Source organism: Bergeyella zoohelcum ATCC 43767, assembly GCF_000301075.1.
Lineage (GTDB): Bacteria > Bacteroidota > Bacteroidia > Flavobacteriales > Weeksellaceae > Bergeyella > Bergeyella zoohelcum.
Genome location: NZ_JH932293.1, coordinates 2,006,650 through 2,022,356, shown reverse-complemented (window position 1 = coordinate 2,022,356; position 15,707 = coordinate 2,006,650). Strand labels below are relative to the sequence as shown.

Below are 15,707 nucleotides of genomic sequence, written 5' to 3'. Positions count from 1 at the left end.
TGTGCAATAAAAATGAAATTAGGATACTCCTCCGTTTTCTTGCCAAAGGAAGAACAGCAAAAGTACAATACCGATAATGATTCTGTACCACCCCCAAAATCTAAATCCATATTTGGCAAGCACACTGATAAAAGTTTTTACCGCGATCATAGCTACGATGAATGCTACGATATTTCCGATGATGAAAACTTGAATATTCTCGGTACTAGAAAGTATCATTTCATATCCTTTTTGTGCATTTTCAGTACCTTCTCCCCAGGTTTTTACAAAAATAGAGTACACTGTAACGGCAAGCATGGTGGGCACCGCAAGGAAAAATGAAAACTCAGCTGCCGCTTTTCTGCTCAGTCCCTGTGTCATCCCACCGATGATGGAAGCTGCAGAACGAGAGGTCCCTGGCATCATGGCTAAGCATTGCCAAAAACCAATGATTACGGCTCTTTTTATGGAGATTTCTTTTTCATCAGTGATTTTAGGGTGTTTAAACCATCGGTCCACAAATAATAATATAACACCTCCGATGATAAGCACCGAAGAAATAGCAATCTGATTGCCCAGTACTGCCTCTATTTTCTCATCTAATAATTTTCCTAATACCAAAGCAGGAATTACGGCAAATCCCAATTTGATATAAAATTTGAGATTGGAAAAATCAAAAAACTTTTTCCAGTACAAAACTACAATGGAAAGAATAGCTCCAAACTGGATAGAAACTTGAAACATTTTTAAATATTCTGATTCTTCCATGCCCATGAGTGCTGCGGTAAAGCCCATGTGAGCAGTAGAAGAAATAGGAAGATACTCGGTAAGCCCTTCGATGATGGCAATGATAATTGCTTGTAGTATATCCATGGATGATTAATTGTACGGGTTGATGAATAAGTTTTTTTTTACAATAAAAACCCCTTTCAGATGAAGATATTCTAAAAGGGAGGTAGGTTTTCTATTCATTGAAAACTGGTATTTATTTCTTTTTTAAAATGGCATAGACCTGAATTCCAAATCCTATCAATACCAATAATGGAGCAATTCTAATTCTTCGGAATGAAAAAATATCAGGATTCCAATGGTTCGGATTGGAAATGCCATCTACCGTATTAGCATCGGCCCCCATCATTAGGATAAACCCTAACGCGATGCATACCAGACCGATGAGCATCCATCGATAGTTTTCCTTGCCAAAATAAAAAGCATCTTTATTTTCTGTATTGCTATTTGTCTTTTGATTTGCCATGTTGGATTAGTTGTAATATAAATCATCAATATTTGAACTCAGAAATCTCCAAGTAGCGAAAACAGTGGAAATCAATGAAATGAAAATACCTATTAAAATAATTCCGCCTAAAAGCATGTAGTACTGATTTTCATCTTGAACAAATGGAGTTTCTATGGTGGTAGTAAAGTAATACCAAACGCCTGTGAGTGCTAATATCCCTAAAACAGCCCCGATGAGTCCTAAAACTACAGCTTCTTTGAGGAAAGGAGCAATGATGAATCTTCTTCTAGCCCCTACCAATTGCATGGTTTTAATAATGAACCTTTTAGAAAATATTTTAAGACGAATAGAGTTGTTAATCAATACGATGGCTAGAACCAGAAATAACAATGAAAAGCCAATGATCCATTTTAAAATTTTATTCAGGGTATTATACACCTGCTTAGATTCTGAATTGTTTTTCACATCTACAATTCCAGGAATCGCCTTAATTTCTTTAATCGCATTTTCAATATGAATAGAGTCTATATGGCTGGCTTTGAGAGCAATTTCTACTGATGAAGGGTAAATGTCGGCGTTAAAAAGTTGCTGAGCATCAATGCCTAAACTCTTTTTAGCTTCTATTGAAGACTGTGCTCTAGAAATGTAGGTAGCTTTTCTTACGGGGGTAAGTGATTTGATTTTTTCTACCGCTTCATGCTCTTGTTTTAAGATTTTTACAGAGTCTTTTGCATCAAAATCTTGATCAAAATATGCATTGATTACCAGCTGTTCTTTCAGATAATCTGCATACTTCTGTGCATTGATCACAATAAGCCCTGAAAGCCCTACCATAAATAGTACCAAGGCAATACTAATGACTACTGTGAAATTGCTAGAACGCAATCTTCTTTTATTAAAATCTTCGGGCGAATTTGCCATTTTGTAAAAATTTTTGGCTAAAATAGAAAAATCTAACGAAATTTGTAGCCGAAATGATGATAAAAGATTGTTAAAAAAAACATAATTTGTCTTCATGAGTGTAAGAAACAAATTGTAAATCAATATTATATTCTATGTCTGTTCGTGCTAAAAAACATTTAGGTCAGCATTTTCTTACGGATGAAAATATCGCCCAAAAAATAGTAAATTCATTGCAAACTCCTGTAGATGCTTATTTGGAAGTAGGTCCTGGTATGGGAGTGCTTACCAAATATTTGATTCATAAAGAAAAGCCCCTTTTCTTAGCTGAAATAGACACTGAATCTATAGAATATTTGATAGAAAACTATGATGAAATTATGCCAGAAAGTTTTGTAGGGGATTTTCTAAAAACTGATTTTTCCTTTTCTCAAGGGCAAATAGCCGTTATAGGTAATTTTCCGTACAATATATCCTCACAAATTCTTTTTACCATTGTAGAAAATTATACCCGAATTCCCGAAATGGTAGGCATGTTCCAAAAAGAAGTGGCAGAAAGAGCAGCAGCAGCACCTAGAACAAAAGCCTATGGTATAGTATCCGTACTCGTTCAGGCGTTTTATGATGTAAAGTATCTTTTTACGGTTCATGAAAATGTGTTTAATCCACCTCCGAAGGTGAAATCTGGAGTTATCAGAATGGAGAGAAATCCAAAGGTAGGGGTGCTAGAAAATGAAGATTTATTCAAGAAAATTGTAAAAGCAGGGTTTAACCAAAGGAGAAAAAAGCTGAGCAACGCACTGAAAACTTTAGGTATTCCCGAAAATCTTTTGCCGCATCCTTTTCTAGATAAGAGAGCGGAGGAACTCAGCGTGGAGGAATTTATTGCTTTTACTAGAGCATGGAAAATGAAGATTAATTAGTAGATGATATTATTTTTTTTCTAAATTTGTTATCATATTCATCGTATGAGGTATTATATAATAGCAGGGGAAGCATCGGGAGACTTGCATGGAAGTAATCTGATGAAAGCCTTAAAGGAGAAAGATACATCTGCAGAATTTAGATTTTGGGGTGGTGATTTGATGGCAAATGTTGCGGAGGAAAAGCCCGTGAAGCATTATCGGGATTTGGCGTTTATGGGGTTTGTGGAGGTGATTAAAAATTTACCCACCATTCTTAAAAATTTGAAATTTTGTAAACGAGATATTCAGGCGTATCAGCCTGATGTTTTGATATTGATAGACTATCCTGGGTTTAACCTGAGAATAGCCAAAGCAGCTAAGAAATTAGGCGTAAAAAAGGTGGTGTACTATATCTCACCACAGCTTTGGGCTTGGAAAGAAGGAAGAGTGGAGGTCATCAAAAAATTCGTGGATGAAATGCTGGTGATACTTCCTTTTGAAAAAGATTTTTATAAAAAACATGGTATTCATGTACACTTTGTAGGGCATCCGCTTTTGGATGCTATAGCACATCTTCCTGAAATAGATCAGGAAAAATTTAGGAAAGAAAATCATTTGGATGCTAGGCCTATCATTGCTTTATTACCAGGGTCTAGGAAACAAGAAGTGGAGAAAATGCTTAATATGATGCTCTCTGTGAAATCTAAATTTGAAGATTATCAGTTTGTGATTGCAGGAGCACCCAGTTTACCTCCATCGTTTTATGAACAATATAATACTGAGGGGGTTCATTTTGTATCGAACAAAACTTATGATATCTTGAGATGTTCAGAGGCAGCATTGGTAACTTCAGGAACTGCTACTTTAGAAACGGCACTTTTGGGAATTCCTCAGGTGGTTTGTTATCGTGGAAGTGCCATTTCTTATGCCATTGCGAAACGATTGGTAAAGCATATTAAATACATTTCATTGGTCAATCTTATTGGAGATAAAGAAGTGGTAAAGGAGTTGATACAGAATGATTTGAATACGGAAAATCTCGTTCGTGAATTAGGTTTTGTCTTAGGAGAAAAACGAGATCGAATATTAAATGACTATGCTCAGCTGAGGATGAAGCTGGGAGGGGCAGGAGCCAGCCAAAGGGCAGCAGAGAAAATTGTAGAATAACCTTATATTTTTTTATTATGCAAAAACAACTTTTTCTTTATTTGTTAGCTTTTTGCATAGTGGGCATTGCTCTGGCAGATTATTTTCATGAAATGCTTTCTGTGCAAAGCATCTTATTTGGGCTGAGTATTCTGGTATTCATTCTTATATTACAGTTATTGGTACCTAAACTATTTCCGGCTTGGGGGAGTGGAATTGTACTAGGAGGAATTTTTTCTTTTTTGTTTGCTTTTTATCATTTGCTTTCTATTTCAGATGGGGCCAAAAAAGAATATAGTGGTAAGCAGTTGTATCATTTTCAGTTGGTTAAAAAATTAAATTCCACAGAGAAATACAGGAAATATGAAGTGGAAATTATTGCAATTCAAGGAGAGGAATCGAACGAATCATTTAAGGCACTATTCAATATTCCGAAAGACCTTCCCGAACTGGATTTTTTTCATACCTATCAGGCAGAATCTTATATTCATCAGATGCGTTCTACGGTATTGGATTTTCAGTTTGATTATTCTAAATATTTAGCAAGGCAAGGAATTTATTATCAGTCTTTTGTAAGTGATTACTATGAGATAAGTGCGTACTCTGGTTTTAGATTATCACAATGGATTAAGCAGCAGAGACTTCAGTTATTGCAAAGGATAAATGTTGGGCAATTATCATCTACTACGAAATCATTTTTAAAGGGAATTATTTTGGCAGATCGTACCGAAATGGAGCAGGAAATGATTTTAGATTTTAGGAGAACAGGGCTGATGCATCTTTTGGCTATTTCGGGTGGACATATTGTGGTAATTTTTGTACTGATATTCTTTCTTCTCAAATATAGCGTTTGGTTTGTTTCGTATCGGTGGAGATTAATTGTTTCATTATGTGTGGTTTGGTTATTTACCATTTTCATAGATTTGGGTAATTCTGTGGTAAGGAGTAGCCTTATGCTAAGTATGTATTACGGCGCTATTCTCCTTCAAAGACCACCTAATCTTTTTCACTCGGCAAGTATTTCGGCATTACTGATGTTGCTTATAGATACCAATGCTATTTTCGATGTCGGTTTTCAGATGAGTTATACGGCTGTATTCGGTATAGGTTTATTTTATGCTCCATTGTTAAAGCGTATGTATGGCGGAGTTTCAAAGTGGAAGAGGAATTTTTTCTCTATTATAAGCATTACCATTGCTGCACAGATAGGTACATTTCCTGTGGTGTTGTATCATTTTCATCAGTATGCTTTGGTGTCTTTTTTTGCGAACCTTATCATTGTTCCTTCTGCGGAAATTCTGATTGTCATTTCATGTTTCATGGTTGTTTTCTATGCTGTAGGAACCATTTTTAATTTCTTGGAATGGGCGTATGACACGGTAGTACAAGGGGTATTATGGCTTATCCATCATTTGGGAGATTGGGAAGTGATGTTTGTAGAGTATATTTCTTTTGGTATTTTGGAACTCATCATGATGTATTTTTGTATTTATCTGTTTTATAGATATTTAGTGGTTAGTAGATCTTCTTTTTTACCATTAGTCATCGCGGCTATTAGTTTTTTTATTCTTCGTTTAGGGATACAGATGTATTGGAACCATCAAAGTGAAAATATATCTATGCAGTTTGCTAAGCAAAAAGTACAAATAGTAAAGGACAGGCGGAAAGTATATTTTATGATTTCGGGAAAACCATCTGAAAATTTTGATGATGAAAAGTTTAGAAAGTTCGTGATGATGCCATATCTTACCAGTAGAAGAGTGAGTGAAGTAAATACGGAGGTGTATTTTTCTGAAAGTACATCGTTTTAAACGAGCGTGTCAGAAAATAATGGTCATACGATGAGGGTTTTCAAGTTCCTTGATAGAAAAATCTCCATCTTGGCGGTAGGGGAGTACGCCTAATATTTTTCCAGAAGCATCGCAAAGAACTCTGCATTTTTCTTTATCGAATTGGTTGATTTTTTCGTCTTTTAAATATTTGGAAACCAGTTTGGTGCCTTTCATACCTTTGGGCTGAAATCGGTCACCTTCTTTTTTGGGTCTTAGCTCTAAGGGAAAAGAAATTTGAGAAGCATCGAAATGCCATTGCTGTGTAGATTTTTCTTCTGTGGTAGAATGGAAAAGGTTAATTTCGTAGGTGTTAGTATGGTTTTTGGGAATGAAAATACGCTCAGCATTTGGAGGCGTTGTATTTTTTTGAATTAAAATTTCATTACGATTAATCAATATTTTATGCGTTTGGGTCATAAAGATAGCACCTGTTTCGGCGTGGAAAATTTTTTCTATTTCAGTGCTGTTTTGCATTCCGAAAGGTTTTAAAATTTCGTATTGGATTAAAGCGTCCATTTTCTGTAAAGCGTCTTTATCCAAAGATATTTGTTCATTTTTTTCTTGAGAAATAGTGTTTCTTTTTTCTTCTATAAGGGTTTTCATTGCCTTTTGGGTGGCTTGTAGATGACCGAGTGTTTGGCGGAAATTATCTAAGAACATCGGCTGAATTTTCTCCAATTGAGGAATGATTTCGTTTCTCAAAAAATTTCTTTGATAGATGTTTTTAGTATTACTTTCGTCTTCTCTAAAGAGAATAGCATTTTGTAATGCAAAATCATAAATTTCTTTTTTAGAGAAATTTAAAAGAGGTCTAATGATTTTATTTTCAGCGTTGGGTATGCCACACAGCCCACGAACTCCTGTCCCTCTCATCAGATGGATAAAGAAAGTTTCCAGTTGGTCATTCAGGTGATGAGCGGTCATTATATAATCTATTTTTCTTTCCTTCCTAATTTTATGAAAAAAATCATAGCGTATTTCCCTTGCCCAAGTTTGAATATTTTTGTTTTTAGATTGTTTAAAATCAGCATGGTAGATATGGATAGGGATATGATTTTGGGTGCATATTTTCGTTACCAATGCTTCATCGGCATCGGAATTTTCTGCTCTGAGATGATAATTGATATGTGCTACTTCTATATGGATTTTCAGCTGGATACAAAGCTGGAGCAGCACCATGGAATCCACGCCACCACTGATGGCCAAAAGAAAGGTTTTTTGTTGGTAATGGGCACATGAGTTTTCCAATGCTTGGACGAAATTTTCTTCCGATAATTTTTTCATAAAAACAAAGATATTAATTCTGTTTTACCTAACTTTGAGACTCAAAATTTTTCTATGAGTTATTTTGAAGAAATCGCTCCAGAGATGGATGCTTATTTGGAATCTCATGCATCGGGAGAGTCAGATTTATTAAAGGAACTAAAGGCAGAAACTTACGAAAAAACTACACAGCCTCATATGGTTTCGGGAGGGCAGCAAGGGAGATTACTGTCTATTCTTTCTAAAATGCTAAGGCCTAAAAAAATTCTTGAAATAGGAACTTTTACGGGGTATGCTACACTCTGTTTAGCAGAGGGGTTACCTAGTGATGGGGAAATTGTTACGCTGGATATTAACGAAGAGCTGGCATATTTACCCAAGAAATATTTTGAGAGAAGTCCATATTCTGATAAAATTCGTTTTGTGCTTCAGGATGCGATGGCGTATTTAGAACAGTCTGATGAAATTTTTGACTTAGTTTTTGTAGATGCCGATAAAGGGCGATATCCTGCCTATTTTGAGGAAGTGAAAAAGCATTTACGCTCTGGCTCTGTGGTGCTTTTTGATAATGTGCTTTGGTACGGTAAAGTTTTGGAACAAAATTCAAAGAAAAAAGCCACCCGAATGATACAATTATTAAATGAAATGGTAGCAAAAGATGAAGCGTTTGAAAATGTGATTTTACCGATTCGTGATGGTCTTAATGTTTTGATAAAAAAATAGTTATGAATATAGCTCGTTGCCGAACATCTGTATCATCCATTACTCAAAAACCAAGTTTTGAATCTTTATTGGTCAGTCAGCTATTGTATGGTGAGTATTGTGAAATTCTTCGGGAGGAAGGGTATTTTTCATTCATTCGTGTGGAAAATGATGGGGTAGAAGGTTGGGTTTTTTCTGGGCATCTGCAGTGTGTGAATGCTGTGGAAAAACAGGAGGTTTTGAAGTTAAAGTACATGGAGAAAGAAGGACAATTATTTTCTCTGGGTGCTGAATTTTCAGAGAATGAATTGTTAATTGATTCTGAAAATCAATCACTGGATACTATTGCCCGAAGCTGCATAGGAGTTCCCTATTTACATGGCGGGCGAAGTGTTTTCGGGATGGATGCAGACGGATTTACCCAACTGATGTATAAAAGTCAAGGGTTTTTATTACCCAGAAAAGCTTCTGAACAAGTACAATTAGGAGTGGTTTTAGACTTTGTAGAAGAAAGTAGTTTAGGGGATTTGGCTTTCTTTGAAAATGAAAATAATGAAATTACTCATGTAGGAATGATGTTAGAAAACTTGAAAATTATCCATGTTTTCGGAGAGGTAAGAATAGATGATTTGGATATTAGTGGGATTTATAATAGAGAATTAAAAAAGCATACCCATAAACTAAGATGTATCAAAAGGATTTTGTAACTTGTCATGATTCATTATCATATGATGGTATTCAATATTTTAGCGTTTTGTTTTTTAGCATTAACATTTTTTGTGGCGATAAAAAATTACCCCAAATTACCCGATAGAATTCCAATTCACTTTAATATAGAGGGCGAAGCGGATAGATATGGACATAGAAAATGGATTTTCTTTACCCCATTTTTGAGTTTGGTAATATTTGTGTCAATGACAATTATTGCTTTTGGAAATGTTGGATACAATAACCCTGTAGAAACTACTGACCAAAATATTGATACTCAAAAATACATTGGGGATATAGTCATTGGTGGATTAAATGCGATATGCACGGTATTATTCTATTTGGTGACTTTATTGATGATTAATTATCAAAATGTGGAGAAAAGAAAAAAAATCAGTATTTATTTGCTTTCATTCATTGGACTTTCTTTAGTTTTCCCAATCGTGATGGTTGTAATTGCGTATTTCAGTAAATAAAATGGCATTTTTATATACATTTTTTGTTGGATTATTGTCTTTGGGCTTGAAAGTTTTTTCATTATTTAATGAAAAAGCACGGAAGGGTGTGGAGGGGAGAAAGCAAAGTTTTTCATTGGTTCAAAAGATTAAAAATGATAAAGTGATATGGATGCACGCTGCCAGTTTGGGCGAATACGAACAAGGGTTACCCGTTTTAGAAAAACTGAAAACACATTTTCCGAATCATAAAATTTTGATTACATTTTTCTCGCCATCAGGGTATGAAATCGTGGTGAAAAAACCGAATATTGCAGATGTAGTTTGTTATCTTCCTCTAGACAAAAAAAAGGAAATTCAAAAATTTGTATCCCAGTTTAAAACAGAGCTATTTTTTACTGTAAAATATGATTTTTGGTATCATCTTTTGGCAGAACTGAAAAAACAAGGGGCAAGAACATTTGTGGTTTCTGCATTGTTTTATAAAAAACAAGTATTTTTCAAACCTTGGGGAAAATGGATGGTACATCAGTTAAGACAATCTATTGATTTTTTCTTTCATCAGACGCCGGCTTCTTTAGAATTGGCAAAATCAGTGGGTATATCACAAGGAATGGTTTCAGGGGATACGCGTTATGATAGGGTGAGAAGTTTTCTTTATAGAGATAATCATGTGCCTTATATTGGGGCATTTATAGGCGATAATAAAGTGGTAGTGATAGGTAGCTCTTGGCAAGGCGAAGAGGAGGTTTTGGAAGATTTAGCGGTTCATTCTACTATTAAAATCATTATTGCACCCCATGATTTAGGAAGAGTGAAACTACTGAAAAAGAAATTTCCCAATGCTTTTCTTTATTCTCAAATTTCTGAAAATGAGGATTTATCAAAATCTAATATCTTGATAATAGACTGTATAGGATTGCTCAATAGGCTTTATTCTTATGCTGATGTGGCGGTGGTAGGCGGTGGTTTTCACAGTAAAGGACTTCATAATATTTTGGAAGCAGTCATTTTTGGAATTCCTGTTTTCTTTGGGAATCAATATCAGAAAAATCCTGAAGCAGATGATTTAATTGGTGCAGGTGGAGCGAAATCATTTGCGAAACCTAAAGAATTAACAGAAGAAATAGTATCGGTGATTCATCATCCTTCTTTGCAAGCAATATCTGAAAAAACCAAAGAGTTTATGAAATGTCAATTGGAATCTACGCAATTAATTGTGAATCAGATGTTAAAAAAATAAGGCTGTCTGATATTTTCAGAACAACCTCTTTTATTTTTACTTACCATATTTATCTTGATAATCTTTCATAGAAGCTTTGATAACTTCTTTGGCATGTTCAGCTCCATACACTTGCTCTATTCTGCATTTTGCTGGTTCATTAGGAAGATTTTTGTAAGTCAAGAAATAGTGCATCAATCGGTTAATTTCTGCCTGTGGAAGTTCAGAAATATCTTTATAATGCCCAAAAGCATGGTCTCCTACTAATACCGCAACAATTTTATCATCTGCCTCTCCTCCATCAATCATTTTAAAGCCACCAATAGGCACAGCGTCCATCAGCATTCCTCCTGAACTGATATGGTGAGAACTTAATACACAGATATCTAAAGGATCATGGTCTCCCTCTGTAACATCTGTAGCTCCCAATGCTACAGCTAAATCTTTCACTGCATTATCACAATAAGTTTGAGGTACAAAACCATACAATGCTGGGATGATATTAGAGAATTTCTGTGGTCTATCCACTTTCATAAATCCACTTTCTTTATCAATTTCATATTTAATGGTATCCGATGGAACGATTTCAATGAAAGTGGTTACTACTTCTGGTGCATTTTCCCCTGCGGAAATTCCATGCCAAGGATGTGCTTGAAAATTAGGTTTCATTTATTTCTGTATTTATATGATTTATTTGAATAATTTTTATTTGAATAATTTGTTCAGTAGTTAAAAATTTACTTGTAAGACCAATGTTCGTGTACGAATAAAATTCACTTATGTGATTAAAATAATTTCTTTTCTTAAATAGTCTATGGATTGAATAATAGGCTCCTCATCTTGAACATACTGTAAAAGAAAAACAGTTTTAAATTCTTCTAAACTAGCTTCTTTACTTAATCCTTTTCCTGCATCTTGGAGTAGCTGCATCACATAATTTTTCGCATCTAAAACTTCTTGCCATGCCTTAGGTGTAGTATAGAGCTGCTGAGAAGCATTGTATTCAAATTCTTCCTGAATGGCTTTGGTACAAAGAAAAATAAACTCTTCTTTTTGTAATGAATCATCAAATCTTTTTACCAGAGAAGTAGGTTTTATTCTCTCTAGAAATAAGGTAAGCCTTTCATACGCCTGACTTTTATTTCCACTGTTTCCTTTCACGGTAAGCATTTTGAGCTCTTGATTTTTCATCTTAATGTATGAGAAAACAAACTGCCTTAGCAGAACGATAAAAGGCAACACTAAAAGTATCGTAAATATATACGGAAAATATACCGAATGCAATATGGAATCTAACCAAGCCATTTTTAAATTATTATTTTATACGATGTAGCTTTCTCTCCACATTGTATAATAAACATTTGCAAAAATAAGAAAAAATGAGCATCCCAAGATGAGTTGCTCATTTTTTATTCTATGATGTAGAAAATGCTATGCTTCCATCTCTTCTGCCTTCAGAGATTCTAAGTATCTTTCAGCATCCATAGCCGCCATACAACCGCTTCCAGCCGCAGTAATGGCTTGTCTATAGATATGATCTTGCACATCTCCTGCCGCGAAAACACCTGGAAGATTAGTTCTAGTAGAACCTTTTTCTGTTACGATATAACCATTTTCATCGGTGGTGATTTGCCCTTTGAAAACCTCTGTATTCGGCTGATGTCCTATGGCGATGAAAATTCCATGCACAGGAATAGTAGATGTTTCTTTTGTTTGATTATTAATCACCACAGCCTTTTCCACCAAGCTATTTTCTCCTTCTATACCGATGAGCTCGTGATGAAATTTCACTTCTATATTAGGGGTTTTAAGCACTCTGTTTACCATGGCTTTTGATGCTCTAAACTCATCTCTTCTTACCAACATAGTAACTTTAGAGCAAAGATTAGAAAGATAAGTAGCCTCTTCTGCGGCAGTATCTCCTGCACCTACTACGATGACCTCTTTCCCTTTGTAGAAGAACCCATCACAAGTAGCACATGCCGAAACGCCTCCTCCTGCATATTTTTTTTCGTCTTCTAAACCAAGATATTTAGCAGTAGCCCCTGTAGAGATGATGACCGTTTTAGCCAAAATCTCTCTATCTCCAGCCCAAAGTTTGTGTATTCCTCCTCTTTCTTTAGAAAATTCTACTTTGGTAATCATTTCATAGAAAACCTCGGTGTCAAATCTTTCTGCCTGTTTCTGAAGATCCATCATCATTTCAGGCCCTGTAACGCCATTAGGATAACCTGGGAAATTATCCACTTCAGTAGTAGTAGTGAGCTGTCCACCAGGCTGAAGTCCTGTAAACACTTTCGGTTTTAAATCAGCTCTTGCAGCATAAATTGCTGCGGTAAATCCAGAAGGTCCACTTCCGATGATTACACAGTCGTTTATATTTTCTGTATTCATGTTTAAATTATTTCAGATGTAAGTCCTTTATTTATCAATTGATTATGCATAGGCTTTAGCACTTCCAAAGAAGATGTCTTTACGGTACACTTTCCTTTATAATGTACTAAAATGGTGCATTGTTCGGCTTGTTCGGGGGTGTGTCCACAAACCTCTATCAATGTATCTATTACAAAATCAAAAGTGTTAAAATCATCGTTCCAAAGTACCAACTTATTGGTATCTTTCAGCAATACATCTCCTTGTAGCTCCTGCTGTTTTTCTATATTATGTGAATTCATTTTTTCTAAAGTTTTATCGTTTTACGAAATCGCTTATTCGGCCGTTTCGTTATCCGTATTTTCGGTAGAAGGTTCTGTATAGATGAGCTCTACCACTTCTACACTTTTATTATTCATTTTCAATATTTTACACTCATAACCATTGAGGGAAAACTCTTGATTTTCTTCTGGAATATCTGCCAAGTCATGTAAAATATATCCTGCCAATGTATTAAACTCCCCTTCTTCAGAAAGTGGAAACCCTTTTGGCAAATGTTCATTAATTTCGTCTAGCGGTTGTGTAGCTTGTACCCAATAAGTATTCTCACTCACTTGGTCCACAATATTCGCTTCCTCATCTTCTTCATCTTGGATTTCCCCTACAAGTTCTTCTAGAATGTCTTCTAAAGTAATTATTCCTTCCGTTCCTCCAAATTCATCGATTACGATAGCGAGATGCTGTTTTTTCAGCTGGAAAGTTTTCAGCAAATCGGATATTTTTTTAGAGCCTACCACGAAGAATGCTTCACGCATCTTATCCCGAAGATCATCATGAGTAAGGTTTCCTTTTCTCTGGATATACTCACGAATGATTTCTTTGACATAGAAAATCCCGATAATATTATCAATGGAGTTTTCATAGACGGGTACCCGAGAATAGCCACTTTCCATAATGGTATTAATAATGTCCTCAATAGGCTCATCAATGTCTATGGACAGAATATTTTGTCTCGGTACCATCACCTGCTTTGCGGTATGATCTGTAAAATCAAAAGCGTTTTTAATGATTTCATAGTTTTCCTCTTCTATCGCTCCAGAATCTGCAGATTGTTTTACCAAAAGTTGTAATTCTTCGGTAGAGTGAATTTCATGCTCAGAAACAGGATGGATTTTTATTAACCTCAAAAAAGCATTAGAAATACCGTTCATCAGCCAAATAAAAGGTCTGAAAATATTATAAAACAATTTGAGTGGTGCAGCGATGATCAGTGTAGTAGATTCTGATTTTCTAATAGCTATAGATTTGGGAACCAATTCTCCAAAAACAATATGCATCACAGTGATAATCAAAAAACTAAGCACTAAAGAAACGGTAGTTACAGTAGCATTATCTACCACCATACCCATTCGGATGAATATATCCTCAATAATATGATGCAGAGCACTTTCTCCCACCCAACCGAGTGCTAATGATGCCAATGTAATTCCTAGCTGAGTAGCAGAAAGATAGGCATCTAAATTTTTTATGATGTCTTCTGCTTGTTTTGCCATAGAATTTCCTTCTGCAGCTTTAAGCTGGATTTGAGAATAACGAACTTTGACTATTGAAAATTCAGCGGCTACGAAAAAGCCATTGAGTAAAACTAAAAATAAGGCAATTAATATTTTGACTAAACTGTCGGGGTCCATGAATGATAAATACTTTTGGCAAAGATAATAAAAAATATTTTGTGCAATTGGGTGCTAAAATCGGATTCAATGTTTTATTTATAAATACTATAGGTTCTATAAACTAAACACATGCCTTGTGTTAATTAACCATTTTATATAGTTCCAAAAAACGCAAGGAAAGACGAAGTATCTTTTAAGAAAAATATTGTCGTTTTTCAAATAAAATAAAGTCGCTAACTATAAGAGAATAGCCAGCAGCGAATAGCTAAAAGCTAATACTTTGGGATTAAAATTTTATGCGTTTGATTTGTAATACCATTTCATGATATTCACACTTTCAATCAATAAAAAATCCACCCTTTTATGGAGTGGATTTTAATATTCATTTGTTGCTTATTAGTTTCCTTTCAAAGCCTCTGCTCCAGAAACAATTTCGAGGATTTCCCCTGTAATCGCTGCCTGACGAGCCTTGTTGTAGTGGATAACCAAATCATTTTTGAGGGCTTTCGCATTGTCTGTTGCTTTGTGCATTGCCGTCATTCTAGCACCATGTTCAGAAGCAACAGAATCTAAAATCGCCTTAAAAACTTGTGTTTTTATTGATTTAGGAAGCAAGTTATTGAGAATTTCCTCTCTATTAGGTTCGAAGATATAATCGGTTTCTACATTGCTTTCTTTTTGTTCTGCCATTTGAATTGGGAGAAGCTGCTCTTTCGTTACTTCTTGTGTAGCAGCATTGATGAATTTATTATACAATAAATAAACCGCATCAAATTTACCTTCACGGAAATCTCTCATCACGGCACTGGTTACCTGAGATACACGTTCAAAACGAAGGTTATCATACAGCTCACTTTGGTTAGCATATACTTTTTTATCTCTTCTTACTGCATCAAACCCTTTTTTCCCTATGGTCAATATTTCTACTTCTGCACGGGTATGGTTCAGCTGATGATTTAGCTCTTTCACTACCGAAGAATTAAAAGCCCCTGCAAGACCTCTATTAGAAGTAATCACAATGTACAGCACTCTTTTTACTTCTCTTTGCTGTGCATACACAGAGGTATTTTCTGAATCCGAAGCACTGCTTACATTTTGGATAAGCTCTTGCAATTTTTCAGAGTAAGGTCTTAACATCACAATAGCATCTTGTGCCTTTTTTAATTTAGCCGCTGATACCATTTTCATCGCTCCAGTGATTTGCATCGTAGAGCTGATGGATGTAATCCTACCTCGAATTTCTTTTAAGTTTGCCATATTGTTTCGGTTGTTATTAGGAAATTTTTGGCTGACCAAGCATCAGCCAAAAATT

17 protein-coding genes are annotated in these 15,707 nt (G+C 35.3%); 7 read left to right on the top strand and 10 right to left on the bottom strand.

Annotated features, from left to right (window positions below; genetic code table 11):
• Positions 1-18: 18 nt before the first annotated feature.
• The 3 genes from HMPREF9699_RS09255 to HMPREF9699_RS09245 all read right to left on the bottom strand — a co-directional run bounded on the left by HMPREF9699_RS09255 (position 19) and on the right by HMPREF9699_RS09245 (position 2,137).
• The gene (locus HMPREF9699_RS09255; RefSeq protein WP_002664331.1) at positions 19-852 is read right to left on the bottom strand and encodes an undecaprenyl-diphosphate phosphatase; all 834 of its coding nucleotides are present in this window, start codon (positions 850-852) and stop codon (positions 19-21) included.
• Positions 853-964: 112 nt separating this feature from the next.
• Entirely contained in the window at positions 965-1,234 is a 270-nt protein-coding gene (locus HMPREF9699_RS09250) for a DUF3098 domain-containing protein (RefSeq protein WP_002664328.1), read from the bottom strand.
• Between the two features lie 6 nt (positions 1,235-1,240).
• Positions 1,241-2,137: a cell division protein FtsX gene (locus HMPREF9699_RS09245; RefSeq protein WP_002664327.1), complete on the bottom strand. Its 897-nt coding sequence runs from the start codon at positions 2,135-2,137 to the stop codon at positions 1,241-1,243.
• A 134-nt stretch (positions 2,138-2,271) separates the two neighbouring features.
• On the opposite strand from HMPREF9699_RS09245, the gene rsmA reads away from it, so the two are divergent.
• Genes rsmA through HMPREF9699_RS09230 form a run of 3 tightly spaced genes read left to right on the top strand, consistent with a single transcriptional unit; the run spans position 2,272 to position 5,978 of the window.
• Positions 2,272-3,039, top strand: coding sequence for a 16S rRNA (adenine(1518)-N(6)/adenine(1519)-N(6))-dimethyltransferase RsmA (gene rsmA, locus HMPREF9699_RS09240; protein WP_002664326.1), 768 nt, complete (start codon positions 2,272-2,274; stop codon positions 3,037-3,039).
• A gap of 45 nt (positions 3,040-3,084) precedes the next feature.
• Complete coding sequence (gene lpxB / locus HMPREF9699_RS09235) at positions 3,085-4,188, top strand: lipid-A-disaccharide synthase (protein ID WP_002664325.1); 1,104 nt, start codon at positions 3,085-3,087, stop codon at positions 4,186-4,188.
• A gap of 17 nt (positions 4,189-4,205) precedes the next feature.
• Positions 4,206-5,978, top strand: a complete 1,773-nt coding sequence (locus HMPREF9699_RS09230) for a ComEC/Rec2 family competence protein (protein ID WP_002664324.1) — start codon at positions 4,206-4,208, stop codon at positions 5,976-5,978.
• A gap of 9 nt (positions 5,979-5,987) precedes the next feature.
• Here the strand turns inward: HMPREF9699_RS09230 and tilS are convergent, their stop codons facing one another.
• Complete coding sequence (tilS, locus tag HMPREF9699_RS09225) at positions 5,988-7,283, bottom strand: tRNA lysidine(34) synthetase TilS (protein WP_002664323.1); 1,296 nt, start codon at positions 7,281-7,283, stop codon at positions 5,988-5,990.
• 54 nt (positions 7,284-7,337) lie between these two features.
• On the opposite strand from tilS, the gene HMPREF9699_RS09220 reads away from it, so the two are divergent.
• Genes HMPREF9699_RS09220 through HMPREF9699_RS09205 form a run of 4 tightly spaced genes read left to right on the top strand, consistent with a single transcriptional unit; the run spans position 7,338 to position 10,370 of the window.
• Positions 7,338-7,985 (top strand): O-methyltransferase, encoded by a 648-nt coding sequence (locus HMPREF9699_RS09220; RefSeq protein WP_002664322.1) that lies wholly within the window; start codon positions 7,338-7,340, stop codon positions 7,983-7,985.
• 2 nt (positions 7,986-7,987) lie between these two features.
• Positions 7,988-8,671 (top strand): C40 family peptidase, encoded by a 684-nt coding sequence (locus HMPREF9699_RS09215; RefSeq protein WP_002664321.1) that lies wholly within the window; start codon positions 7,988-7,990, stop codon positions 8,669-8,671.
• 6 nt (positions 8,672-8,677) lie between these two features.
• A complete protein-coding gene (locus HMPREF9699_RS09210; RefSeq protein ID WP_002664320.1) occupies positions 8,678-9,148 on the top strand; it encodes a DUF1648 domain-containing protein in 471 nt (156 codons plus the stop codon).
• Position 9,149: 1 nt separating this feature from the next.
• On the top strand, positions 9,150-10,370 hold the full coding sequence (locus tag HMPREF9699_RS09205) for a 3-deoxy-D-manno-octulosonic acid transferase (RefSeq protein ID WP_002664318.1): 1,221 nt from the start codon (positions 9,150-9,152) through the stop codon (positions 10,368-10,370).
• Between the two features lie 36 nt (positions 10,371-10,406).
• Here the strand turns inward: HMPREF9699_RS09205 and HMPREF9699_RS09200 are convergent, their stop codons facing one another.
• The 6 genes from HMPREF9699_RS09200 to atpG all read right to left on the bottom strand — a co-directional run bounded on the left by HMPREF9699_RS09200 (position 10,407) and on the right by atpG (position 15,652).
• The gene (locus HMPREF9699_RS09200; protein WP_002664317.1) at positions 10,407-11,018 is read right to left on the bottom strand and encodes an inorganic pyrophosphatase; all 612 of its coding nucleotides are present in this window, start codon (positions 11,016-11,018) and stop codon (positions 10,407-10,409) included.
• 108 nt (positions 11,019-11,126) lie between these two features.
• Positions 11,127-11,654: a DUF7935 family protein gene (locus HMPREF9699_RS09195; protein ID WP_002664316.1), complete on the bottom strand. Its 528-nt coding sequence runs from the start codon at positions 11,652-11,654 to the stop codon at positions 11,127-11,129.
• Positions 11,655-11,780: 126 nt separating this feature from the next.
• On the bottom strand, positions 11,781-12,743 hold the full coding sequence (trxB, locus tag HMPREF9699_RS09190) for a thioredoxin-disulfide reductase (protein WP_002664315.1): 963 nt from the start codon (positions 12,741-12,743) through the stop codon (positions 11,781-11,783).
• 2 nt (positions 12,744-12,745) lie between these two features.
• The gene (locus HMPREF9699_RS09185) at positions 12,746-13,024 is read right to left on the bottom strand and encodes an ATP-dependent Clp protease adaptor ClpS (protein WP_002664314.1); all 279 of its coding nucleotides are present in this window, start codon (positions 13,022-13,024) and stop codon (positions 12,746-12,748) included.
• Positions 13,025-13,057: 33 nt separating this feature from the next.
• Positions 13,058-14,413, bottom strand: coding sequence for a hemolysin family protein (locus tag HMPREF9699_RS09180; RefSeq protein WP_002664313.1), 1,356 nt, complete (start codon positions 14,411-14,413; stop codon positions 13,058-13,060).
• 378 nt (positions 14,414-14,791) lie between these two features.
• The gene (gene atpG / locus HMPREF9699_RS09175) at positions 14,792-15,652 is read right to left on the bottom strand and encodes an ATP synthase F1 subunit gamma (RefSeq protein WP_002664306.1); all 861 of its coding nucleotides are present in this window, start codon (positions 15,650-15,652) and stop codon (positions 14,792-14,794) included.
• Positions 15,653-15,707: the final 55 nt, after the last annotated feature.